The 21,436-nt window shown below is 67.5% G+C and carries 24 protein-coding genes; 22 read left to right on the forward strand and 2 right to left on the reverse strand.

Annotated features, from left to right (window positions below; translation table 11 throughout):
* Positions 1 to 10: 10 nt before the first annotated feature.
* The 4 genes from ACY5J6_RS09825 (at position 11) to ACY5J6_RS09840 (ending at position 2,620) form a co-directional block, all read left to right on the forward strand.
* Positions 11 to 883 (forward strand): SIS domain-containing protein, encoded by an 873-nt coding sequence (locus tag ACY5J6_RS09825; protein WP_462844786.1) that lies wholly within the window; start codon positions 11 to 13, stop codon positions 881 to 883.
* A complete protein-coding gene (locus tag ACY5J6_RS09830; RefSeq protein ID WP_462844788.1) occupies positions 883 to 1,563 on the forward strand; it encodes an endonuclease V in 681 nt (226 codons plus the stop codon). The genes ACY5J6_RS09825 and ACY5J6_RS09830 overlap by 1 nt, the downstream gene beginning before the upstream one ends.
* A 5-nt stretch (positions 1,564 to 1,568) precedes the next feature.
* On the forward strand, positions 1,569 to 2,204 hold the full coding sequence (locus ACY5J6_RS09835; protein WP_462844790.1) for a lysophospholipid acyltransferase family protein: 636 nt from the start codon (positions 1,569 to 1,571) through the stop codon (positions 2,202 to 2,204).
* A gap of 122 nt (positions 2,205 to 2,326) precedes the next feature.
* On the forward strand, positions 2,327 to 2,620 hold the full coding sequence (locus ACY5J6_RS09840) for an HU family DNA-binding protein (RefSeq protein WP_462844792.1): 294 nt from the start codon (positions 2,327 to 2,329) through the stop codon (positions 2,618 to 2,620).
* Positions 2,621 to 2,686: 66 nt separating this feature from the next.
* On the opposite strand, the gene ftsH is transcribed toward ACY5J6_RS09840, so the two are convergent.
* On the reverse strand, positions 2,687 to 4,567 hold the full coding sequence (gene ftsH, locus ACY5J6_RS09845) for an ATP-dependent zinc metalloprotease FtsH (protein ID WP_462844794.1): 1,881 nt from the start codon (positions 4,565 to 4,567) through the stop codon (positions 2,687 to 2,689).
* Between the two features lie 124 nt (positions 4,568 to 4,691).
* On the opposite strand from ftsH, the gene dnaK reads away from it, so the two are divergent.
* The 18 genes from dnaK (at position 4,692) to ACY5J6_RS09935 (ending at position 19,771) form a co-directional block, all read left to right on the forward strand.
* Positions 4,692 to 6,539: a molecular chaperone DnaK gene (gene dnaK, locus ACY5J6_RS09850; RefSeq protein WP_462844796.1), complete on the forward strand. Its 1,848-nt coding sequence runs from the start codon at positions 4,692 to 4,694 to the stop codon at positions 6,537 to 6,539.
* Between the two features lie 55 nt (positions 6,540 to 6,594).
* Complete coding sequence (gene gprE, locus ACY5J6_RS09855; protein WP_462844798.1) at positions 6,595 to 7,128, forward strand: nucleotide exchange factor GrpE; 534 nt, start codon at positions 6,595 to 6,597, stop codon at positions 7,126 to 7,128.
* A 3-nt stretch (positions 7,129 to 7,131) separates the two neighbouring features.
* A complete protein-coding gene (dnaJ2, locus tag ACY5J6_RS09860; protein WP_462844800.1) occupies positions 7,132 to 7,974 on the forward strand; it encodes a molecular chaperone DnaJ2 in 843 nt (280 codons plus the stop codon).
* Positions 7,961 to 8,197 carry a chaperone modulator CbpM gene (locus ACY5J6_RS09865; protein ID WP_462844802.1) on the forward strand — a complete coding sequence of 79 codons (237 nt, stop codon included), beginning with the start codon at positions 7,961 to 7,963 and terminating at the stop codon, positions 8,195 to 8,197. The genes dnaJ2 and ACY5J6_RS09865 overlap by 14 nt, the downstream gene beginning before the upstream one ends.
* Positions 8,198 to 8,349: 152 nt before the next feature.
* On the forward strand, positions 8,350 to 10,914 hold the full coding sequence (clpB, locus tag ACY5J6_RS09870; RefSeq protein ID WP_462844804.1) for an ATP-dependent chaperone ClpB: 2,565 nt from the start codon (positions 8,350 to 8,352) through the stop codon (positions 10,912 to 10,914).
* Positions 10,915 to 10,926: 12 nt separating this feature from the next.
* Positions 10,927 to 11,316 carry a ferritin family protein gene (locus ACY5J6_RS09875; RefSeq protein WP_462844806.1) on the forward strand — a complete coding sequence of 130 codons (390 nt, stop codon included), beginning with the start codon at positions 10,927 to 10,929 and terminating at the stop codon, positions 11,314 to 11,316.
* Positions 11,313 to 12,497, forward strand: coding sequence for a VLRF1 family aeRF1-type release factor (locus tag ACY5J6_RS09880; RefSeq protein WP_462844808.1), 1,185 nt, complete (start codon positions 11,313 to 11,315; stop codon positions 12,495 to 12,497). The genes ACY5J6_RS09875 and ACY5J6_RS09880 overlap by 4 nt, the downstream gene beginning before the upstream one ends.
* Positions 12,498 to 12,512: 15 nt before the next feature.
* Complete coding sequence (locus tag ACY5J6_RS09885; RefSeq protein ID WP_462844810.1) at positions 12,513 to 12,926, forward strand: Hsp20/alpha crystallin family protein; 414 nt, start codon at positions 12,513 to 12,515, stop codon at positions 12,924 to 12,926.
* A 12-nt stretch (positions 12,927 to 12,938) separates the two neighbouring features.
* The gene (locus tag ACY5J6_RS09890; protein ID WP_462844812.1) at positions 12,939 to 13,625 is read left to right on the forward strand and encodes a metallophosphoesterase; all 687 of its coding nucleotides are present in this window, start codon (positions 12,939 to 12,941) and stop codon (positions 13,623 to 13,625) included.
* A gap of 28 nt (positions 13,626 to 13,653) precedes the next feature.
* Positions 13,654 to 14,067, forward strand: a complete 414-nt coding sequence (locus ACY5J6_RS09895; protein ID WP_462844814.1) for an Hsp20/alpha crystallin family protein — start codon at positions 13,654 to 13,656, stop codon at positions 14,065 to 14,067.
* Between the two features lie 101 nt (positions 14,068 to 14,168).
* Positions 14,169 to 14,615 (forward strand): DUF1931 family protein, encoded by a 447-nt coding sequence (locus ACY5J6_RS09900; RefSeq protein WP_462844816.1) that lies wholly within the window; start codon positions 14,169 to 14,171, stop codon positions 14,613 to 14,615.
* Between the two features lies 1 nt (position 14,616).
* Positions 14,617 to 15,039 (forward strand): phosphate-starvation-inducible PsiE family protein, encoded by a 423-nt coding sequence (locus ACY5J6_RS09905; protein ID WP_462844818.1) that lies wholly within the window; start codon positions 14,617 to 14,619, stop codon positions 15,037 to 15,039.
* Positions 15,036 to 15,509, forward strand: a complete 474-nt coding sequence (locus tag ACY5J6_RS09910) for a cation:proton antiporter regulatory subunit (protein ID WP_462844820.1) — start codon at positions 15,036 to 15,038, stop codon at positions 15,507 to 15,509. The genes ACY5J6_RS09905 and ACY5J6_RS09910 overlap by 4 nt, the downstream gene beginning before the upstream one ends.
* Complete coding sequence (locus ACY5J6_RS09915) at positions 15,509 to 16,651, forward strand: cation:proton antiporter (RefSeq protein WP_462844823.1); 1,143 nt, start codon at positions 15,509 to 15,511, stop codon at positions 16,649 to 16,651. The genes ACY5J6_RS09910 and ACY5J6_RS09915 overlap by 1 nt, the downstream gene beginning before the upstream one ends.
* A 36-nt stretch (positions 16,652 to 16,687) precedes the next feature.
* The gene (locus ACY5J6_RS09920) at positions 16,688 to 17,515 is read left to right on the forward strand and encodes an SDH family Clp fold serine proteinase (RefSeq protein WP_462844825.1); all 828 of its coding nucleotides are present in this window, start codon (positions 16,688 to 16,690) and stop codon (positions 17,513 to 17,515) included.
* Positions 17,516 to 18,148, forward strand: coding sequence for a rhomboid family intramembrane serine protease (locus ACY5J6_RS09925; protein WP_462844827.1), 633 nt, complete (start codon positions 17,516 to 17,518; stop codon positions 18,146 to 18,148). It abuts the gene before it with no gap.
* 10 nt (positions 18,149 to 18,158) lie between these two features.
* A complete protein-coding gene (locus tag ACY5J6_RS09930; protein ID WP_462844829.1) occupies positions 18,159 to 18,611 on the forward strand; it encodes a CBS domain-containing protein in 453 nt (150 codons plus the stop codon).
* A complete protein-coding gene (locus tag ACY5J6_RS09935) occupies positions 18,611 to 19,771 on the forward strand; it encodes a cation:proton antiporter (RefSeq protein ID WP_462844831.1) in 1,161 nt (386 codons plus the stop codon). The genes ACY5J6_RS09930 and ACY5J6_RS09935 overlap by 1 nt, the downstream gene beginning before the upstream one ends.
* Here the strand turns inward: ACY5J6_RS09935 and ACY5J6_RS09940 are convergent.
* The gene (locus ACY5J6_RS09940) at positions 19,761 to 21,368 is read right to left on the reverse strand and encodes a lytic transglycosylase domain-containing protein (RefSeq protein WP_462844833.1); all 1,608 of its coding nucleotides are present in this window, start codon (positions 21,366 to 21,368) and stop codon (positions 19,761 to 19,763) included. The genes ACY5J6_RS09935 and ACY5J6_RS09940 overlap by 11 nt on opposite strands.
* Positions 21,369 to 21,436: the final 68 nt, after the last annotated feature.

The following is a 21,436-nucleotide window of genomic DNA, read 5'->3' on the forward strand; positions in this document are numbered from 1 at the left end:
CATAAGGGACATGCGCGACCTGGACCGCGAGGAAACCTACCTGGTGGACCGCAGGGGCCTGGCCCTGGAGCTACGGGACCTGGTGGGCACGGGCCCCGTGCCCCCCGCCCCTTACCCCGGCCCCCACGGGGTCTTGGCCTACGGGGAAGGGTGGTTCGCCGCCCGGCTCCTCTCCCTCCCGGAATGGGTGGAGGAAGGAACCCTCTTCCTCCTGGAAGGAGGGTACGACCTAGGGGAGGCGGCGGCCATGGGCCTCTTGGCGGAGACGGGAAAGGCCGGGGTGGTGCGGGTGGGCTTCCGGGAAGGGGTGGAGGTCTACCTCCCCCCAAGCCCCCTAAGCCCCTACCGCTACCTGCGCTTCCTCCTCCTGGCCACGGGGCAGGAGGGGGCCCTAAAGGAGGTGGACGGGGCCCTGCTCCAGGAAAGGCGCCGCCTGACCCCCGAGGTCCCCCTTGGGGAAAACCCCGCCAAGTTCCTGGCCTACACCCTCCTGGAAAGGCTTCCCCTCTTCTATAGCCCCTTCTTCCGCCCCCTAGAGGAGGCCGCCCAGAGCCTCTTCGCCCGCATCGGCAAAAGCCTCTCCTTGACCCCGCCCCATAGCGCCCTGGAGTTCTTCCTCACGGGCCTCGAGGCCCGCCACGAGCAAGGTGACCCCCTGGCGGCGGTCCTCCTGGGAGGGGGGGAGGCCGCCTCCCTGGCCAAGGAGATTCTGGAGACCCGGGTGGACGCCATGGCCGAGGTGCCCGCCCCGGAGGGGAGCCGCCTCGCCCAGGCCGTGGCCCTGTGGTACCGCCTGGCCTGGACCGCCTACTACCTGGCCCTGCTCTACGGGGTGGACCCTTCGGACCAAGAGGTGCTGGAAAGGCTGAGAGAGGTGAGCTAGTGGAAGTTCCCCCCTTCCCTAGGCCGGAGAGCCTGGAGGAGGCCCTGGCCCTGCAACGGGCCCTGGCCCGTCGGGTAAAGGTGGAGGGGAGCCTGGCCGGGGCCAGGCGCATCGCCGCCCTGGACGCCTCCCACAAGCGGGGGAAGCCCCTTTTGGCCGTGGCCCTCCTTTACCACCGGGAAAGGGGGCCCCTCTTCGTGGGGAAGGGCCTTCTCCTCGAGGCGGAGCTCTTCCCCTACATCCCGGGCTTTCTCTCCTTCCGGGAGGCCCCCGCCTACTTGGAGGCCTTGAAGGCCCTCCCCGAGACCCCAGAGGCCCTCCTGGTGGACGGGCAGGGCATCGCCCATCCCAGGGGCCTGGGCATCGCCAGCCACCTGGGGGTCCACCTGGACCTGCCCAGCATCGGCGTGGCCAAAAGCCTCCTCTTTGGCCGCCTGGAGAGGCCCCTCCCTCGCGAAGCGGGAAGCGCCGTCCGCCTCCTCGCCCCGGATGGCAGGCCCATAGGCTACGCCTACCGGAGCCGGACCGGGGTCAAACCCCTCTACGTCTCCCCGGGGCACCGGGTGGGGCTGGAGGAGGCCCTGGACTTCGTCCGAAGCCTTCCCACCCGCTACCGCCTTCCCGAGCCCCTGAGGCTCGCCCACCTGGAAGCCCTCCGCGCCTTGCGCGCCTTAGACTGAGGACCGTGGAGGCCACGAAGCCCAACCCCGTCTACCGGGCCGCCTGGTACCTGGCCCGGTCCCTCCTCCACCTCCTTTTCGGCTACCGGGTAGAGGGCGCAGAAAAGGTGCCCAAGGTAGGCCCGGTGATCCTAGCGGCCAACCACCTCTCCATCCTGGACCCCATCGCCATCGGGGCAGGGGTAGGGCGGCCGGTGAGCTTCCTCGCCCGGGCCGACGTTTTCCGGCTCCCCTTCCTTTCCTGGCTCCTTCCCCGCTTGTACGCCATCCCCGTAGAGCGGGGCACGGGAGACCTCGCCGCCGTGAAAAACGCCATCCGGGCCCTGGAGAAGGGCATGGCCTTCGGCATCTTCCCCGAGGGCACCCGGAGCCGCAGCGGGAAGCTCCAGCCTTTCAAAACCGGGGTGGCGGCCATCGCCTTGCGCACGGGCGCATGGGTGGTGCCCGTGGCGGTCATGGGCACAGAGGAGGCCTGGCCCGTGGGGAAAAAGTTCTTCCGGTTTCGCCGCCCCATCCGGGTGGTCTACGGGGAACCCATCCCCGTTCCAAGGAAAAGCAGGGTCACCCATCAGGAGCTAGAAAACCTCACCCGAGAGATAGAGGCCCGGGTACGGGAACTTCTCCTCTCCCGCTACCGCTAGAGCCAATGCTTTCGTTATCATACATAGCTATACACAAGTATAAAAATGGGCAGGGGTATTGCGGAAAGCTCCTCAAGCGTGATATATTCCGCCCGGAAGGGAAAAGAGGAAGGAGGTGAAGAATGGCAGCAAAGAAGACGGTAACCAAAGCGGATCTGGTGGACCAGGTGGCTGCGGCCACGGGCCTCAAGAAGAAGGACGTGAAGGCGGCGGTGGACGCCCTCTTGGGCAAGGTGGAAGAAGCCCTGGCGGTCGGCAACAAGGTGCAGCTCACCGGCTTCGGCACCTTTGAGGTGCGCAAGCGCAAGGCCCGCACCGGCGTGAAGCCCGGCACCAAGGAGAAGATCAAGATCCCCGCCACCCAGTACCCCGCCTTCAAGCCGGGTAAGGCCCTCAAGGAAAAGGTCAAGAAGTAAGCTATTCCCTTCCCCCGGGGAGGAAGCCCTCCCCGGGTTATGCCTTCTAGCACCTACGTGCCCCACTTAGGCCCCGCCCAGGGCCCCGCCGGGCTTGACCTTGGGCACCACGCGGGGGGCCTCCTTCTCCTCCTTGGGCTCCAGGGCCTTGGGCTCCTCCAGGGGCAGTCCCTCCACCACCTTTTGGAACTCCTCGGCGGTAAGGGTTTCCCGCTCCAGGAGGGTTTCCGCCACCCGCTCCAAGACCTCCCGCTTTTCCAGGAGGAGGCTTTTCACCCTCTGGTACTGCTCCTCGATGAGGCGCCGCACCGCCTCGTCAATGCGCTTGGCCGTCTCCTCGGAGTACTGGCGGACATCGTACCCGCCCAAGTAGGTATCCTCCCGCACGGCGTAGGCCACGGGGCCGAACTCGGGGTGCATGCCCCACTCGGTGATCATCCGACGGGCGAGCTCCGTGGCCTGGCGGAAGTCGTTCTCCGCCCCCGTGGTCACGTCCTCGAAGACCAGCTCCTCCGCCGCCCTTCCCGCCAGGGCCACGGCGATCTGGTCCAGAAGCCGCTTCCTGGACCAGTGGAGCATGTCCTCCCGCCTGGGCATCATGAAGCCCAAGGCCCTTCCCCGGGGCACGATGGTCACCTTGTGCACCCCGTCGGCGTGCTCCAGGAAGTGGGCCGCCAGAGCGTGCCCGGCCTCGTGGTAGGCGGTGATCCTGCGGTCGCGGGGGGTGAGGACCAGGCTCTTCTTGGCCGGGCCCATCATCACCCGGTCGGCGGCCTCCTCGAGGTCTTTCATGGTGATCTTCTTCCGCCCCTCCCGGGCGGCGAGGAGGGCGGCCTCGTTCAGGAGGTTCTCCAGGTCCGCCCCCACGAAGCCCGGGGTGCGCTTGGCGAGAAGGGCCAGGTCCACGTCCTCCGCCAGGGGCTTTCCCCGGGCGTGGATCCTCAGGATCTGTTCCCTTCCCCGCACATCGGGGGCGTCGATGGCCACCTGGCGGTCAAAGCGCCCGGGGCGGAGGAGGGCCGGGTCCAGGACGTCCGGGCGATTGGTAGCGGCCATCACAATGATAGTGGAGTCCTTCTCAAAACCGTCCATCTCCACCAGGAGCTGGTTTAAGGTCTGCTCCCGCTCGTCGTTCCCGCCCCCCACCCCGCTTCCCCGCTTCCTCCCTACGGCGTCAATCTCGTCAATGAAGACGATGCAGGGAGCGTGGCGCTTGGCGGTCTCAAAGAGGTCCCTGACCCTGGCCGCCCCCACGCCCACGAACATCTCCACGAAGTCGGAGCCCGAGGCGGTGATGAAGGGCACCCGGGCCTCCCCCGCCACCGCCCGGGCGATGTGGGTCTTCCCCACCCCCGGGGGCCCCACCAGAAGCACCCCCTTGGGGATGCGGGCCCCCATCTCGTGGAAGCGGCCGGGGTTTTTCAGGAACTCCACGATCTCCCTAAGCTCCTCCTTGGCCTCCTCCGCCCCGGCCACGTCCTTGAAGGTGACCTTGGGGGCCTCGGTGAGGACCTTGGCCCGGCTCTTGGTGAAGCTGAAGGCCGAGTCCGAGGGCCCCGCCCGCCCGGAGCGGGAGAAGTAGAAGAGCGCCCCGATGAGGAGGCCCACCAGGAGAAGGGGCCAGAGAAAGCCCAAAGGGTTTTGCCCCTGGGGGGGTTCCACCCGCACGCTCACCCCCTGGCGCATCCAGGCCTCGAGGGCGGCGTTGTCGGGGGGGCTTGCGGCGTAGGTGGTGAAGGAAGAGCCGTCCACCAGGGTCCCCTGGATGCGGGTCTCCCCCGAGCGCACCACCACCTCCTTCACCCGGCCCGCCTTGAGGTCCTCGAGGAAGGTGGTGTAGTTCACCCCACCCCCGGAGCCGCCCGTGGTTCCCGCCAGGCTGAAGGCCCACGCCAGGAAGAGAAGGCCCAAGAGGAAGATCAGAAAGTTAAGAGGCAAACGGGACATGTCTATCCCTAAGGTACACGAAAGGGAGGAGGCCCGGGTAGCCTGGGGCACCATGATACAAATACGCTCAACTCTCTTGACAAGGTTATTCCGAATCCCTTACGCTAGAAGGGAGAGGTGCGTTATGGCCAAGGCAGTGGGCATTGACCTGGGTACCACCAACAGCGTGATCGCCGTCCTGGAAGGCGGCAAGCCCGTGGTGTTGGAGAACGCCGAAGGGGAAAGGGTCACCCCTAGCGTGGTGGCCTTCCGCGACGGGGAGACCCTGGTGGGCCGCATGGCCAAGCGCCAGGCGGTCCTGAACCCCGAGGGGACGATCTTTGAGATCAAGCGCTTCATCGGCCGCCGCTTTGAGGAGGTCCAGGAGGAGGCCAAGCGGGTCCCCTACAAGGTGGTCCCCGGGCCCGATGGGGGCGTGCGGGTGGAGGTCAAGGGCAAGCTCTACACCCCCGAGGAGATCAGCGCCATGATCCTCCGCAAGCTGGTGGAGGACGCCTCCAAGAAGCTCGGGGAAAGGATCACCAAGGCGGTGATCACCGTGCCCGCCTACTTCAACAACGCCCAGCGGGAGGCCACGGCCAACGCCGGCAGGATCGCGGGGCTGGAGGTCTTGCGCATCATCAACGAGCCCACCGCCGCCGCTTTGGCCTACGGCCTGGACAAGAAGGGGAACGAGACCGTCCTCGTCTTTGACCTGGGGGGCGGGACCTTTGACGTCACCATCCTGGAGATCGGCGAGGGGGTCTTTGAGGTGAAGGCCACCTCCGGGGACACCCACCTGGGCGGGTCGGACATGGACCACGCCATCGTCAACTGGCTCGCCGAGGAGTTCAAGAAGGAGCACGGCGTGGACCTCAAGGCCGACCGCCAGGCCCTGCAACGGCTCATTGAGGCGGCGGAGAAGGCCAAGATTGAGCTCTCCAGCACCCTGGAGACCACCATCAGCCTACCCTTCATCGCCCTGGACCCGGCCAGCAAGACCCCCCTCCACCTGGAGAAGAAGCTCACCCGGGCCAAGTTTGAGGAGCTGATCCAGCCCCTCCTCAAGCGCCTCAGGGGCCCCGTGGAGCAGGCCCTGAAGGACGCGGGCCTCACCCCCGCCCAGATTGACGAGGTGATCCTCGTGGGCGGGGCCACCCGGGTGCCCGCCGTCCAGCGGGTGGTGAAGGAGCTTTTGGGCAAGGAGCCCAACCGCTCCGTGAACCCCGACGAGGTGGTGGCCATGGGGGCCGCCATCCAGGCCGGGGTGCTCATGGGCGAGGTCCAGGACGTGGTCCTTCTGGACGTCACCCCCCTCTCCCTGGGCGTGGAGACCAAGGGCGGGGTGATGACCGTCCTCATCCCCCGGAACACCACCATCCCCACCCGCAAGTGCGAGATCTTCACCACCGCCGAGCACAACCAGACCGCCGTGGAGATCCACGTCCTCCAGGGGGAGCGCCCCATGGCCCAAGACAACAAGAGCCTGGGCCGCTTCCGCCTCGAGGGCATCCCCCCCATGCCCGCGGGCGTTCCCCAGATCGAGGTCTGCTTTGACATCGACGCCAACGGCATCCTCCACGTGACCGCCAGGGAGAAGTCCACGGGGCGCGAGGCCTCCATCACCATCCAGAACACCACCACCCTCTCCGAGGAGGAGATCCAGCGGATCATTGAGGAGGCCAAGCGCCACGCCGAGGAGGACCGCAAGCGCAAGGAGCACGCCGAGCTCAAGAACGCCTTGGACTCGGCCCGCGTCCAGGCGGAAAGGGTCCTCCAGGAGAAGCAGGGGGCCCCGGAGGCCAGGGCCCGCCTCGAGGCCGCCATCCAAAGGGCCAAGGAGCTCGTGGAGCGGGACGCCCCCGACCCCGAGCTCAAGGCGGCCACGGAGGAGCTCCTTAAGGCGGTGGAGGAGTACGAGAGGGGCGCCCAGGCGGCCTCGGGCAGGGGACCGGACGACGTGATCGACGCCGACTACAAGCCCGCGGACTAAGGCGCAAGGCCGGGGCCCCGCCCCTCTTAGGGTGGGGCCCTTTTAGGGAGGGCCCATGGAGGAGCGGAACCACGAGAACACCCTGGAGAAAGACCTAGAGGCCGTGGGCCAGGAGGCCCAGGCCCTGGAGGAGCGCCTGAAGGCGGCGGAGGAGGAGCTGAAGGGCCTCAAGGACAAGTACCTCCGCCTCCTCGCCGACTTCGACAACTACCGCAAGCGCATGGAGGAGGAGCTCAGGGCGCGGGAGCGGGAGGGCGTGCTCAAGGCCCTGAGGGCCCTCCTTCCCGTCCTGGACGACCTGGACCGGGCCCTGGAGTTCGCCGAGGCGAGCCCCGAGAGCATCCGCCAAGGGGTGAAGGCGGTCCGGGACGGCTTCTTCCGCATCCTGGCCGGTCTCGGCGTGGAGGAGGTGCCCGGGGAAGGGGAGGCCTTTGACCCCAGGTACCACGAGGCCGTGGGCCTCCTCCCGGGGGAGCCGGGGAAGGTGGCCAAGGTCTTCCAGCGGGGCTTCCGCCTGGGCGAGGCCCTGGTGCGCCCGGCCCGGGTGGCCGTGGGCGAGGAGAAGCGGGAAGAGGCGGACCTGGAGTAGCCTATGGCGGCCAAGAAGGACTACTACGCCATCCTCGGGGTGCCCCGGAACGCCACCCAGGAGGAGATCAAGCGGGCCTACAAACGCCTGGCCCGCCAGTACCACCCGGACGTCAACAAGAGCCCCGAGGCGGAGGAGAGGTTCAAGGAGATCAACGAGGCCTACGCCGTCCTCTCCGACCCCGAGAAGCGCCGGATCTACGACGCCTACGGCACCACCACCCCGCCTCCCCCTCCACCCCCTGGGGGGTACGACTTCTCCGGGTTTGAGGTGGAGGACTTCTCCGAGTTCTTCCAGGAGCTCTTCGGCCCTGGCCTTTTCGGCGGCTTCGGGCGGCGGAGCCGCAAGGGGCGGGACCTTAGGGCCGAGCTTCCCCTCACCCTGGAGGAGGCCTTCCACGGCGGGGAGAGGGTGGTGGAGGTGGCGGGTAGGCGCGTTTCCGTCCGCATCCCGCCCGGGGTGCGGGAGGGGAGCGCGATCCGGGTGCCGGGGATGGGGGGACCTGGGGAGCCCCCGGGGGACCTCCTCCTCACCGTGCGCCTCCTCCCACACCCCCGCTTCCGCCTCGAGGGCCAGGACCTCTACGCCACCCTGGACGTGCCCGCCCCCATCGCCGTGGTGGGGGGAAAGGTGCGGGCCATGACCCTGGAGGGCCCCGTGGAGGTCACCGTCCCCCCAAGGACCCAGGCGGGCAGGAAGCTCCGGCTCAAGGGCAAGGGCTTCCCCGGGCCCGCGGGCCGGGGGGACCTCTACCTCGAGGTGCGGGTCACCATCCCCGAGCGCCCCACCCCCGAGGAGGAGGCCCTTTGGAAGAAGCTGGCGGAGGCCTACTATGCTCGTGCGTAGCGGCTGGCTTTCCCTCGAGGCCCTCTCCGAGTACGGCCTTTCCTTGGCGGCCGTGCGGGCCTACGTGGCGATCGGCTTCGTGGAGCCCTTGGAGGTAGAAGGCACCTGGTACTTCCGGGAGGAGGACCTCCTGCGCATGGCCAGGGCCGAGCGCATCCGCAAGGACCTGGGGGCCAACCTCATCGGGGCGGCCTTGGTGGTGGAGATCCTGGAAAACCGCTAGGGACATCCTTCCCCCCCGGCATCCCTTACAATCAGGGTAGCCTTTCCCTTCCTCTCCTTCGGGCTCAGGCATTTGGGGCTTCTTTCCTCATATCTCTTGACAATGCATTTGTCAAGAGATATGCTAAGAGCAGCAAGGGAGGGCAGGAGGGTATGAACCTGGAACGCTGGACCCAAGCTGCACGGGAAGCCCTGGCCCAGGCCCAGGTCTTGGCCCGGGAGATGAAGCACCAGGCCATAGACCTACCCCACCTTTGGAGGGTGCTCCTCAAGGAGCCGGGAAGCCTGGCCTGGCGCCTCTTGGAAAAGGCCGGGGCCGATCCCCAGGCCCTTAAGGAGCTCCAGGAGAAGGAGCTCGCCCGGCTGCCCCGGGTGGAGGGAGCCGAGGTGGGCCAGTACCTCACCCCCAGGCTTTCCGGGGCCCTGAACCGGGCCGAGGCCCTCATGGAGGAACTCAAGGACCGGTACGTGGCCCTGGACACCCTGGTCCTGGCCTTGGGGGAAGCCACCCCGGGGCTACCCGGACTGGAGGCCCTAAAGAAGGCCCTTTGGGAATTGAGAGGAGGGAAAAACGTGCAAACGGAACACGCGGAGAGCACTTACAACGCCTTGGAGCAGTACGGCATTGACCTGACCAAGCTGGCCGCCGAGGGCAAGCTGGACCCGGTGATCGGGCGGGACGAGGAGATCCGCCGCACCATCCAGATCCTCCTTCGGCGCACCAAGAACAACCCGGTGCTCATCGGCGAGCCCGGCGTGGGCAAGACGGCCATCGTGGAGGGCCTGGCCCAGCGCATCGTCAAGGGGGACGTGCCCGAGGGCCTCAAGGGCAAGCGCATCGTCTCCTTGCAGATGGGCTCCCTCCTGGCCGGGGCCAAGTACCGGGGCGAGTTTGAGGAGCGCTTGAAGGCGGTGATCCAGGAGGTGGTGGGGAGCCAAGGGGAGATCATCCTCTTCATCGACGAGCTCCACACCGTGGTGGGGGCGGGCAGGGCCGAGGGCGCCGTGGACGCCGGCAACATGCTCAAGCCCCCTCTCGCCCGGGGGGAGCTCAGGCTCATCGGGGCCACCACCCTGGACGAGTACCGGGAGATCGAGAAGGACCCCGCCTTGGAGCGGCGGTTCCAGCCGGTCTACGTGGACGAGCCCAGCGTGGAGGACACCATCTCCATCCTCCGGGGCATCAAGGAGAAATACGAGGTGCACCACGGGGTGCGCATCTCCGACCCGGCCCTGGTGGCGGCGGCGGTCCTCTCCCACCGCTACATCCCAGAAAGGCGCCTCCCCGACAAGGCCATCGACCTGGTGGACGAGGCGGCGGCCCGCCTGCGCATGGCTTTGGAGAGCGCTCCCGAGGAGATTGACGCCCTGGAGCGCAAGAAGCTCCAGCTGGAGATCGAGCGGGAGGCCCTGAGGAAGGAGAAGGACCCCGATTCCTTGGAGCGCCTCAAGGCCATTGAGGAGGAAATCGCCGGGCTCGCCAAGGAGATAGAGAAGCTCAAGGCGGAGTGGGAGGCCGAGAGGGAGATCCTGAGGAAGCTCCGGGAAGCCCAGCACCGCCTGGACGAGGTTAGGCGGGAGATTGAACTCGCCGAGCGGCAGTACGACCTGAACCGGGCCGCCGAACTCCGCTACGGGGAGCTTCCCCGCCTCGAGGCCGAGGTGGAGGCCCTTTCGGAAAAGCTCCGGGGCGCCCGCTTCGTGCGCCTCGAGGTCACCGAGGAGGACATCGCCGAGATCGTCTCCCGCTGGACGGGGATCCCCGTGGCGAAGCTTTTGGAAGGGGAAAGGGAGAAGCTCTTGAGGCTCGAGGAGGAGCTCCACAAGCGGGTGGTGGGCCAAGAGGAGGCCATAGGGGCGGTGGCCGACGCCATCCGCCGGGCCCGGGCCGGCCTCAAGGACCCCAACCGTCCCATCGGGAGCTTCCTCTTCCTGGGGCCCACGGGGGTGGGGAAGACCGAGCTGGCCAAGACCCTGGCCGCCACCCTCTTTGACACCGAGGAGGCCATGGTGCGCATCGACATGACGGAGTACATGGAAAAGCACGCCGTAAGCCGCCTCATCGGGGCCCCGCCCGGCTACGTGGGCTACGAGGAGGGGGGCCAGCTCACCGAGGTGGTGCGAAGGAGGCCCTACACGGTCATCCTCTTTGACGAGATGGAGAAGGCCCACCCCGACGTCTTCAACATCCTCTTGCAGATCCTGGACGACGGCCGCCTCACCGACAGCCATGGCCGCACCGTGGACTTCCGCAACAGCGTCATCATCCTCACCTCCAACCTCGGAAGCCCATTGATCTTGGAGGGGATTCAGAAAGGCTGGCCCTACGAAAGGATCCGGGAGGAGGTCTTTAGGGTCTTGCAACAGCACTTCCGCCCCGAGTTCCTGAACCGCCTGGACGAGATCGTGGTCTTCCGGCCCCTTTCCCAGGAGCAGATCCGCCAGATCGTGGAGATCCAGCTCTCTTACCTCCGGGCACGGCTCGCCGAGAAGCGCATCTCCCTGGAGCTCACCGAGTCCGCCAAGGACTTCCTGGCGGAAAGGGGCTACGACCCGGTCTTCGGGGCCAGGCCCCTCAAGCGGGTCATCCAGCGGGAGCTGGAGACGCCTCTGGCCAAGAAGATCCTGGCGGGCGAGGTCAAGGAAGGCGACCGGGTGGTGGTGGAGGCCGGGCCCACGGGCCTCATCTTCCAGACCGCCGAGCGCCTGGTGGCCTGAGGGGAGGAAGCCATGAGGGTAGAGGAGGTTTTGCAGAAGGCTTACCAGGACGAGCTCCTGGACGCCCTCAGGGCGGAGAGGGCGGCGGAAGGGATCCCTTATCCCCACCTCAAGGCCTTGGTCCTGGAGGTGGCGGAAAGGGAGCGCGCCCACGCCCAGGCCATCGCCGAGGCCCTGCGGCGCCTAAAGGCCCCCCTTCCCCCCGCCCCCAAGCCCGAGGAAGAAGGCCCTGAAGCCCTCCTCCGCCTCCTCTCCGAGGAGGGGTTTGACCGGACCTACTACCTGGAAAGCACCCTCCCCGACCCCGAGCTGGAGGCCCTCTTCACCCGGCTAGGCCAGGAGGAGCGGCTCAACCAGGAAGCGGTGCGCAAGGCCATCGCCCTTCTAGGAGGTAGCCTATGATTGGCAAAGAGGAGATCCGCCGCATCAAGGAAAGCCTGGAAGGCCTCAAGACCCCCACCCTTTCCCTCTACGTGGACCTGAACCCCGCCAAGCCGGAAAACGCCGGCCGGGCCTACGCCCTTAGGGCCAAGGACGCCATGAAGGCCCTCCGGGTGCCCGAGGACCTGGCGGAAAGGGTGCTGGAACTCCTCAAGCACGAGGTCATCCAGGCCAAAACCCTGGCCCTCTTCGCCGATGAGGCCCGCATGGAGCTTTACCCCTTGCAGGTGGAGCTGCCCTTGGTGAGCGCCCTCAAGACCACCTTCGTGGACGAAAAGGCAAGCCGCCTCCTCACCGACGGGGTCCTGGCCCACTGGGGCGAGCCCTTCCTCCTCCCCCTGGTCTACGCCCTGGACGAGTACGAGCGCTACGGCGTGGTCTACGTGGACCGGGAGAAGTGGCGGGTCTTTGAAATCTTCCTGGGGGAGATCGCCGAGGTCCAGGACGCCTTCCTGGCCCTGGACACCGAGGCCTGGCGCCGCCTTTCCCTGGACGCCCCGGGCCGCCGGTTCAACCTGGGGGGCATCGCCCGGGGCGGGGCGGGCCAGGACCTCTTCGCCAAGCGCCTCGAGGCTTGGGAGGGCCGCTTCTACAAGGCCCTGGCGGGCGAGCTGGAAAAGCTCTGGGCGGAGCGGGGCTTCACCCGCCTCGTCCTCATGGGCCCCGAGGAGCACACCAAGCTCTTCCTGGGCCACCTGCCCAAGCGCTTGCGGGAAAAGGTGGTGGCCGAGCTCCCCTCCCTCCCCCACCCCGGGGCCTCCCCAGGGGAGGTGCTCAAGCGCCTGGAGCCGGTCTTGGAGGAGGTGGAGCGCCAGGCCGAGGTAAGGCTTCTCCAAAGCCTGGAGGAGGCCTACCCCAAGGTGGCCTTCGGCCGGGAGGCCCTGGCCCGCCTGCAGGAAGGCCGGGTGGAGCTTTGGGTCCTTCCCTGGAACCTGGAAGAGAGCGTCTACGCCTGCCACGGCCTCTACTTCGCCGATGAGGCCGAGGCTTTGGGCTTTTGCGAAAGCCTCGAGGCCAAGCCCCTGGCCCTGGTGGCGCCGGAGCTGGCCGCGGGGTACGCCGCCAAGCTGGAGTTCGTGCGGGGAGAGGCCGAAAGAAGGCTTCTTGAGCGTGGCGGTATGGCCGCGCTCTTGAGGTGGTGAAGGAGGTGATGGAGGATGATCCGCTTTGACCCCTTTAAGGAACTGGAGGAGCTTCAGGAGAGGCTGGCGAGGACCCTCGGCGCCCCCCAGCAGGGGCCCAGGGTTTACGCGCCCCCGGTGGACATCCTGGAGGACGCCGAGGGGCTTCACCTCCTGGTCTACCTCCCGGGGGTGGAGCCCGAGAAGGTGGAGGTGGTGGCGGAAGAGGGGGTGCTCTCCGTGAAGGCGGAAAGGCCCTTTGAGAAGCGGGAAGGGGTGGCCTACCACCGCCTGGAGGGCCCCTACGGCACCTTCGCCCGGAGCTTCAACGTGCCCAGCGTCTACGACCTCTCCCGGGTGGAAGCCCGCTTCCGCCACGGGGTCTTGCACCTGAGGGTGCCCAAGGCCGAGGCCACCAAGCCGAAGAAGATCCAGGTGCAGGTGGAGTAAGGGGGTGAGGCTATGCGGCGCACGGTAAGGTACATCCTCGCCACCTCCAACCCCATGGGGGACCTGGAGGCCCTGGAGAAGTTCGTCAAGCTGGCCCCCGACACCGGGGCGGACGCCATCGCCCTCATCGGCAACCTCATGCCCCAGACGGCGGGGAGCCGGGACTACGCCGCCTTCTTCCGCGTGCTCTCGGAGGCCCACCTGCCCACGGCCTACATCCCTGGCCCCTTGGACGCCCCCATCTGGGAGTACCTCCGGGAGGCAGCCAACATCGAGCTGGTCCGCCCCGAGATGCGCAACGTCCACGAGGCCTTCACCTTCTGGAAAGGCCCCTACCTGGTGGCGGGCATCGGCGGGGAGATCACCGATGAGGGCGAACCCGAGGAGAAGGAGGCCCTTCGCTACCCCGCCTGGGTTGCCGAGTACCACTTGAAGGCCCTCTGGGAGCTCAAGGACTACCCCAAGATCTTCCTCTTCCACACCCCGCCCTACCACAAGGGCCTGGGGGAGGAAGGCTCCCACGAGGTGGCCCACCTCATCAAGACCCACAACCCCCTTCTGGTCCTGGTAGCCGGAAAGGGCCAGAAGCACGAGGCTCTGGGGGCGAGCTGGGTGGTGGTGCCGGGGGACCTCTCGGAGGGCGAGTACAGCCTCCTGGACCTAAGGGCCAGGAAGCTGGAAACGGGGAACGTGCGCTAAGCAAGCGCCGCATCAAGGGGGGTGAGCCATGCTGGAGAAGCTTTGGCCCTTCGGCCGGTCCCGCTTCCGCAAGGCGGTGGAAGAGGCCCTGGAGAAGGCCTTTCAGGAGACGGGAGAGGTGCTGGAACCCCTCTCCGAGCTTCAGGAGCACGAGGACCACTACCTCCTCCGGGTGGAGGTGCCCGGGCTTGGCCCGGAGAACCTCGAGGTGCGCCTGGAAGGGGACCAGCTGGTCATAGAAGGGGAGAAACGGGAGGAGAAGCGCACCAAGCACCTCGCCGAGATCGTTTACGGGCGGGTCTACCGGGCCTACCTCCTCCCCAAGGACGCCAAGAAGGAGGGCCTAGAGGCCCGCTTGGCCAAGGGGGTGCTGGAGGTGCGGATCCCTCGGGAGAAGCGCCCCGAGGAGCCCCCGGTGAAGATTCCGGTCCAGGAAGGGTAACCCCCGGAGGCCCGGCCGCCCCCGGGCCTCCTCTTTCATAGCGCAACTTTCTTGACACGAAGACGCTAACTGAATAGATAACCTGGAAACGGGGAGGACCTATGTTGATGAAGATCGCCGAGTTCGAGAAGCTCTTCCGGATGGCCGCCAGCCTGGACGTGGACAAGGACGACCTCAAGCGGCTTTCCGAGTTCCTCCGCAACAAGCTCTACGATCTCCTGGTGGTGGCGGAGCGGAACGCCAAGTACAACGGGCGCGACCTGATCTTTGAGCCCGACCTGCCCATCACCAAGGGGCTTCAGGAGACCCTGCAGGAGTTCCGCCGGATGGACACCACCTTGGAGCTCAAGCCCGTGCTGGATGCCTTGGCGGCCTTGCCGCCTCTGGACCTCGAGGTGGCCGAGGACGTGCGGAACCTCCTTCCCGAGCTCGCCGGGGCCCTGGTGGTGGCCTACGCCAAGGTGCTTAAGGAGCTGGACCCCGCCCTCAAGAACCCCCAGGCGGAGCACCACCAGCGGGCCGAGCGGGTGTTCAACCTCCTGCTTTAGGATGCGCCAGGACCTGCTTCTAAGGGTTTACCGGGGGGCCACGCAGCTGGTCCTCAACCTGGTGCTGGTGGCCCTCCTGGTGGGGCTTTTCGTGGGGGTAGGGCGCACCTTTTTGGAACTTGGCCTCACCTTCACCGAACCCACGGTGCGCTTAGGGCTCAAGGACCTCATCACCAACGTTCTTTCCTTGGTCATCGTTCTGGAGCTCGTCCGGGTCTTCGTGGAGTACTTTGAGTTTGAGCGGGTCCGCCTGGAGGTGCTTCTGGAAGTGGGCATCGCCCTGGCCCTGAGGGAGCTCCTCCTCTTGCTCTTCGCCGAGAAGTTTTCTGGAATGGATCTCTTCCTGTGGAGTCTGGGAATCCTGGCCCTGGTGGCCGGGCGCACCCTGGCCGTACGCTTCCCTCCGGAAAGGAGAAGGCCATGAGGGTAGAGGAAGTGGTCCTGCCCGGGGTGGGCCGCAAGTTCACCATCACCGTGCAAAGCGGCGACCGCTTGGTCATCGTGGTCCACCACTCGGGGAAGCGGGAAGTCCAGTACTTTGAGGCCGGGGAGGAGGACGAGCCCACCATGGCCCTGGACCTCACCGACGAGGAAGCCCGGGAGATCGGGGCCATCCTCTCCGGGGTCCTCTTCCACCCCGAGGCGGTGGGGGACACCCAGAGCAAGCTAGGCCAGAAGGTCCTCGAGTGGATCAAGGTCCTGCCCGGCTCTAAGCTCGCGGGCAAGCGGGTGGGGGACCTCCACCTTCCCCCCGGGGTCCACCTCCTGGCCGTGGACCGTCCCGGGGCCCCCCTCCTTCCCCACCCCGGGCCCGGGGTGGTCCTGGAGGTGGGGGACACCCTGGTGGTGGCGGGCATCCGGGAAGCGGTGGAGGCCTTCAAGAGGAACCTCTGATGCACCCTTCCCTGGAGGCCTTTACCCTGGCCGCGGGGCTTTTGGCCCTGGGGGCAGCCCTGGTCCACCGCTTCGGTTTTCCTCCCCTCCCCGTCTACCTCCTCGCGGGGCTTTGGGTGGGGGAAAGGCTCCCCGTGGAGGAGCTGGAGCCCCTCCCCTCCTTGGGGCTTTTGCTCCTCCTCTTCTCCGTGGGCCTGGAGTTCGGCCCCGACCGCCTTAAGGGCCTTTCGGGGAAGGCCCTAAGGGCAGGCCTTTTTGACGCTTTCGCTCTGCCTTTGGGCTTCCTATTGGGGCTTCTTTCCGGCCTGGACGCCCGGGGAGCGGCCCTCCTGGCCGGGATCCTTTACATCAGCTCCAGCGCGGTCATCGTCAAGCTCATCGTGGACCTGCGCCGGGCCGCCAACCCCGAGAGCGAGGTGGTCCTGGGGGTCCTGGTCCTGGAGGACCTGGTCGTCGCCCTCCTCCTTGCCCTCCTGGGGGGCCACGGGCCCACCGGCTTCCTGGGTGGAGTGGCCCTGGCCCTCCTTTACCTCCTCTTCGCCCGCTTCTTGGGGCCCCTCCTGGTGCGCCTCATGGAAACCCTCTCCGACGAGCTGGTCCTCCTCCTGGGGGCCGCCTTCACCACGGGCACCGCCCTCCTCTTCCACGCCGCTGGGGCCTCGGAGGGCGTGGGGGCTTTCCTCTCCGGGGTCATCGCCGCAAGCCTGGGCCTTCGGGAACGGTTGGAGCACCTCTTCGGCCCCGTGCGGGACCTGGGGGTGGCCCTCTTTTTCCTGGTGGTGGGGGCCCAGGCCCTGGAGCTCCTCACAGGGCTTACGCCCTGGGCCCTGACCCTCGCCCTTCTGAGCATCGCCCTCAAACTTCCCCTCAACCACCTGGGCGGGGCCCAGGCGGGGCTAGGGCGGAAGCGGCGCCTCTACAGCGCCCTCTACCTGGTTCCCCGGGGGGAGTTCAACCTGGTCCTGGGGGGCCTAGCCCTGGATCAGGGCTACCCCCTGGTGGCCCAGGTGGCCGTCCTTCTGGTCTTGGTCTCCATTCCCTTGGGGGCCCTCCTCATTCGCTTCGCCCCAGAACTCGGCCAGCGCCTTTATCGGGAGGCCTCGAGGAAGCAGTCTCCGAAAAAGCCTCCAGCCTCCCTTTGAGGCCACCGATCCCGTATACTCCCCTTGGAGGCGCATATGGAGATCTTCTTCCAACTCTTTTGGCTTTTCTTCATCCTGTCGGCCCTGAGCCCTTACCTGCAGCAGCAGATGCTCCTCGGGGCCCGGGCCCGGAAGATCGCCGAGCTGGAAAGGAAGCGGCAAAGCCGGGTCATCACCCTCATCCATCGGCAGGAAGCGGTAAGCTTTCTCGGCATCCCCATCTCCCGCTTCATCAACATAGACGACTCCGAGCAGGTCCTGAGGGCCATCCGCCTCACCGACAAGAACGTGCCCATTGACCTCATCCTCCACACCCCGGGAGGCCTAGTGCTCGCGGCGGAGCAGATCGCCGAGGCCCTCTTGCGCCATCCCGCAAAGGTGACGGTCTTCGTGCCCCACTACGCCATGTCCGGGGGTACCCTCATCGCCCTGGCCGCCGACGAGATCGTCATGGACGAAAACGCCGTTTTGGGCCCCGTGGACCCCCAGCTCGGCCAGTACCCGGCGGCGAGCATCGTCAAGGTCCTGGAGAAGAAGCCCCTTTCCGAGATAGACGACCAGACCCTGATCCTCGCCGACGTGGCGGAGAAGGCTCTTAGGCAGGTGAAGGCCACGGTGAAGAACCTCCTCAGGAAACACATGCCCGAGGAAAAGGCGGAGGAGGTGGCCCACCTCCTCTCCCAGGGCACCTGGACCCACGACTACCCCATTGACGTGGCCCAGGCCCGGGAGATGGGGCTTAGGGTCTCCACGGAGATGCCCCTGGAGGTCTACGAGCTCATGGACCTCTACCCCCAGGCCCAGGGGCAAAAGCCCAGCGTCCAGTACGTGCCCCTTCCCTACCGCCAAGGAGGGGGGCGGTAGGTGTTTCCCCTCTACGACCTAAACCGCGCCCACAGGCCCGCCTACGTGGTGCGGGGCCTGGTCTTGGCCAACGCCTTGGCTTTCCTCTGGGAGCTCGCCGCAGGCCTCGAGGCCGTGGTACAGGCCTTCGGCTTCGTCCCCGCTCTCTTCTTTCAAGATCCCTTGGGGCAGAGCTTTCGCCTCCTCACCAGCATGTTCCTCCACGGGGGGTTCTTCCACCTTCTTTCCAACATGTGGTTCCTATGGGTCTTCGGGGACAACGTGGAGGACCGCATGGGCCACGGGCGCTTCCTCCTCTTTTACCTCCTGGGAGGGGTGGCCGCCGCCTTGGCCCAAGGGGTTTTCACCCCCGGTAGCCCCACGCCCATGATCGGGGCCAGCGGGGCGGTTTCGGCGGTGCTCGGAGCCTACTACGTCCTCTTCCCCCGGGCCTACGTGGTCTCCGTGGTCCTCTTCATCTTCCCCCTCTTCGTGACCTTCCCCGCCGCGGTCTACCTGGGGTATTGGGCTTTTCTGCAGTTATTCCAGGGTCTACTGGGCCTCCCCGGGGTGGCCTGGTGGGCCCACCTGGGGGGCTTCCTCTTCGGCCTCCTCTTCGCCCCGCGCTTGGCCCGGAGGTGGCGGCGCTGGTAGACTCTAGGCCATGAACGTGGCCGAGGTGATGACCCCTAGCCCCGAGACCATCGGCCCCGAGGCCACCCTCGAGGAGGCCGCCCGGCGCCTTCTGGAAACCCGCTACGGGAGTTTGCCCGTGGTGGACAAAGAGGGCCACCTCCTTGGGCTTCTGCAGGTGGAAGAACTCCTGCCCAGGCCAGAGAACGTCCCCTTCTCCGACGTGGAAGCCCTGCAACTTTTCGGGGAGTGGGTGGACGAAGAGGTGCTCCAGGAGATCTACCGCCGCTACCAGAAGACGCCCGTGAAGGCGGTGATGCGCACCGACCTCCCCCGGGTCCATCCGGAAACCCCCTTGGGCAAGGCCTTGGAGATCCTCCTCACCAGCGAGATCCGCCACCTCCCGGTGGTGGACTCGGGAAACCGGGTGGTGGGCATCCTCACCCGGAGCGACTTCCTCAAGCTCATCCTCGGGAGGGGCTGATGCACGGGGCGGAACACCTGTTGGAGATCTTCTATCTTCTCCTCGCGGCCCAGGTCATGGCCTTCCTCTTCAAGCGCCTGAACCAGCCCGTGGTCATCGGGGAGGTGCTTGCGGGCGTTTTGGTAGGGCCCGCCCTCCTCGGCCTGGTGCACGAGGGGGAGATCATGGAGTTTTTGGCGGAGCTTGGGGCCGTCTTCCTCCTCTTCATGGTGGGCCTGGAGACCCGGCTTCGGGACATCCTGGCCGTGGGGAAGGAAGCCTTTCTGGTGGCCGTTTTGGGGGTGGCCTTCCCCTTCGTGGGGGGATACTTTTATGGCCTAGAGATCGGCTTCCAGACCCTGCCCGCCCTCTTCCTCGGCACCGCCCTCGTGGCCACCAGCGTGGGCATCACCGCCAGGGTCCTCCAGGAGCTCGGGGTCCTCTCCCGCCCCTACTCCCGCATCATCCTGGGGGCGGCGGTGATCGACGACGTGCTGGGCCTCATCGTCCTCGCGGTGGTGAACGGTGTGGCGGAGACGGGCCAGGTGGAGGTGGGGGCCATCGCCCGGCTCATCGTCCTCTCCGTGGTTTTTGTGGGGCTTGCCGTCCTCTTTTCCACCCTCATCGCCCGCCTCCCCGTGGAGCGGCTTCCCGTGGGAAGCCCCTTGGGCTTCGCCCTGGCCCTTGGGGTGGGGATGGCGGCCCTGGCGGCCAGCATCGGGCTTGCGCCCATCGTGGGAGCCTTCCTCGGGGGGATGCTCCTTTCCGAGGTGCGGGAGAAGTACCGCCTCGAGGAGCCCATCTTCGCCATAGAGAGCTTCCTCGCCCCCATCTTCTTCGCCATGGTGGGGGTGAGGCTGGAGCTCGCCGCCTTGGCGAGCCCCGTGGTGCTGGTGGCGGGGACGGTGGTCACGGTCATCGCCATCCTGGGCAAGGTCCTGGGCGGCTTCCTCGGGGCCCTCACCCAAGGGGTGCGGAGCGCCCTCACCGTGGGGGTGGGCATGGCCCCCCGGGGGGAGGTGGGCCTCATCGTGGCCGCCTTGGGCCTCAAGGCGGGGGCGGTGAACGAGGAGGAGTACGCCATCGTCCTCTTCATGGTGGTCTTCACCACCCTCTTCGCCCCCTTGGCCCTGAAGCCCCTCATCGCCTGGACCGAGCGGGGGCGCGCCGCTAAGGAATAGCCTTGTAGGCGGCGTAGGCGGAGAGCACCTTGGCCAGGTACTCCCGGGGCTCGTCCCGCTCCTGGAAGCGGAGGAAGGCGTAGAGCCCCCCCTCCCGGGCGATGCCCCTTAGGGTGTAGCCGATGCCCCCGTTGTAGGCGGTGAGGGCGCAGGCGAGCCTTTCCGTGCCTTGGAAGGCGGCGCACCGCTCCAGGAGCCAGCGGAGGTAGCGGGCGGCGTAGCGGATGGCGCTTTCCGGGTCCAAGGGGTCGGCGGGGGCTTCCCCCAGCATCCTAGCCACGTCCGCCCAGGTGCTCCTCAGGAACTGGGCGAGGCCCAGGGCCCCCGTGGGGCTTACGGCCCGGGGGTCAAAGCGGCTTTCCACGTGGAGGAGGGCGAAGAGGAGGTCGGGGTCCAGGCCCTCCTTCCCCGCGTAGGCCTCCACCCACTCCCGGTAGGCCCTGGGGTAGGCGAGGGCCGTGGGCCAGGCGGCCCGGATCCCCTCCCGGTAAGCCCCCAGGCGGTAGAGGAGGGGGACGAGGGCGGGCCAGTCCGCAGGGCGCCTCCAGAGGGCGTAGCGCACCTCCCCCCGGGCCCAGGCCGCCTTTCCACCCTGGACCAGGGCCTCCACCAGGGGAAGGACCTCGGGCGGAGGGGCCTCGGGGGCTTTGGGGGGCGGGCCCGGCTCCTTGCCCACCAGAAGCCCCAGCCCCCCCTCGAGGCGGGCGTAGGCCTCCCGCCTTGCCTCCCCTTTCCCAAGCTCCCCGGCAAGGAGGTAGGCGCGGAGGGCGGCGTCATCGGCGTAGGGGCTTTCCCCCCGGGCGAGGCGGAGGTAGACCCCTAAGGCCTCCTCCTTCCGCCCCAGGCGTTCCAGCAGGGCCGTGGCCCGCCACAGCCCCTCCGGGGTGCTTTCCAGGTAGCGGGCGAGGGCCTCCTCCCTCCTCCCCATCCCCTCCAAGAGGCGGCCTTGGGCCAGGCGGCTTTCCGGGTGGTCGTAGCGGGCGAAGGCCTGAAGGGCCTCCTCCCGCCTTCCCAAGCGCCATAGGGCGTGGCCCAGGCCCAGGTAGCCCCTGGGGTCTTCTTCCGCCCAGGCCCGGTAGTGGGGGAGGGCCTCCTCGTAGCGCCCCAGGCGGTAGAGGGCCTGGGCGCGGAGGTCGGGCCTTTCCCCCTCGGGGAGGGCCTTGAGGAGGGGTTCGTACGCCCGGCCCCTAAAAAGCGCCTCCCAAAGCCTCTCCCCCTCTCCCAGGCGGAGGAGGGCCTGGACGGCCTCCTCCTTGGGGAGGAGCCTCGCCCAGGCGGAGAAGGCTCTTGCGTCTTCCGCCGCCTCCAAGAGGGGCGCCGCCACCCGCCAGGCCGCCTCCGCCTCCCACCCCGGCTCAAAGGCCCGCACCTCCTCCAGGAAGAGGGCGTAGCGCCAGGCGTACTCCGCCCGCTCGGCGAGGGGAAGGCCCTCCTCGCCCACGAGGAGCCACCCGGCCAGGAGCCGGGCGTACCCTTCGCCCCCCAGGGCCACCTGGCGGAGGGCTTCCCTTCCGCCCCCCTCCAGGGCGGCGTAGGGCTCGAGCAGGCCCTGGGCCCGGCAGGCGGAAAGGAGGAGGAGAAGGAGAAGCCAGCGCACGCCTTAGAGCCTACCCTCTCCCCCTGAGAGGCGGAAAAGAGCCAATCCTTCCCACAAGGGAAGGACCC

The sequence above is a fragment of the Thermus sp. H19.2 genome (genome assembly GCF_054979525.1).

Excerpts from the sequence above, each read along its gene's own strand:
- ACY5J6_RS09825 (WP_462844786.1), top strand. The coding sequence starts at position 11 with ATGCGCGACCTGGACCGCGAGGAAACCTACCTGGTGGACCGCAGGGGC.
- ACY5J6_RS09840 (WP_462844792.1), top strand. The coding sequence starts at position 2,327 with ATGGCAGCAAAGAAGACGGTAACCAAAGCGGATCTGGTGGACCAGGTG.
- ftsH (WP_462844794.1), bottom strand. The coding sequence starts at position 4,567 with ATGTCCCGTTTGCCTCTTAACTTTCTGATCTTCCTCTTGGGCCTTCTC.
- dnaK (WP_462844796.1), top strand. The coding sequence starts at position 4,692 with ATGGCCAAGGCAGTGGGCATTGACCTGGGTACCACCAACAGCGTGATC.
- gprE (WP_462844798.1), top strand. The coding sequence starts at position 6,595 with ATGGAGGAGCGGAACCACGAGAACACCCTGGAGAAAGACCTAGAGGCC.
- dnaJ2 (WP_462844800.1), top strand. The coding sequence starts at position 7,132 with ATGGCGGCCAAGAAGGACTACTACGCCATCCTCGGGGTGCCCCGGAAC.
- ACY5J6_RS09865 (WP_462844802.1), top strand. The coding sequence starts at position 7,961 with ATGCTCGTGCGTAGCGGCTGGCTTTCCCTCGAGGCCCTCTCCGAGTAC.
- clpB (WP_462844804.1), top strand. The coding sequence starts at position 8,350 with ATGAACCTGGAACGCTGGACCCAAGCTGCACGGGAAGCCCTGGCCCAG.
- ACY5J6_RS09875 (WP_462844806.1), top strand. The coding sequence starts at position 10,927 with ATGAGGGTAGAGGAGGTTTTGCAGAAGGCTTACCAGGACGAGCTCCTG.
- ACY5J6_RS09880 (WP_462844808.1), top strand. The coding sequence starts at position 11,313 with ATGATTGGCAAAGAGGAGATCCGCCGCATCAAGGAAAGCCTGGAAGGC.
- ACY5J6_RS09885 (WP_462844810.1), top strand. The coding sequence starts at position 12,513 with ATGATCCGCTTTGACCCCTTTAAGGAACTGGAGGAGCTTCAGGAGAGG.
- ACY5J6_RS09890 (WP_462844812.1), top strand. The coding sequence starts at position 12,939 with ATGCGGCGCACGGTAAGGTACATCCTCGCCACCTCCAACCCCATGGGG.
- ACY5J6_RS09895 (WP_462844814.1), top strand. The coding sequence starts at position 13,654 with ATGCTGGAGAAGCTTTGGCCCTTCGGCCGGTCCCGCTTCCGCAAGGCG.
- ACY5J6_RS09900 (WP_462844816.1), top strand. The coding sequence starts at position 14,169 with ATGTTGATGAAGATCGCCGAGTTCGAGAAGCTCTTCCGGATGGCCGCC.
- ACY5J6_RS09905 (WP_462844818.1), top strand. The coding sequence starts at position 14,617 with ATGCGCCAGGACCTGCTTCTAAGGGTTTACCGGGGGGCCACGCAGCTG.
- ACY5J6_RS09910 (WP_462844820.1), top strand. The coding sequence starts at position 15,036 with ATGAGGGTAGAGGAAGTGGTCCTGCCCGGGGTGGGCCGCAAGTTCACC.
- ACY5J6_RS09915 (WP_462844823.1), top strand. The coding sequence starts at position 15,509 with ATGCACCCTTCCCTGGAGGCCTTTACCCTGGCCGCGGGGCTTTTGGCC.
- ACY5J6_RS09920 (WP_462844825.1), top strand. The coding sequence starts at position 16,688 with ATGGAGATCTTCTTCCAACTCTTTTGGCTTTTCTTCATCCTGTCGGCC.
- ACY5J6_RS09930 (WP_462844829.1), top strand. The coding sequence starts at position 18,159 with ATGAACGTGGCCGAGGTGATGACCCCTAGCCCCGAGACCATCGGCCCC.
- ACY5J6_RS09935 (WP_462844831.1), top strand. The coding sequence starts at position 18,611 with ATGCACGGGGCGGAACACCTGTTGGAGATCTTCTATCTTCTCCTCGCG.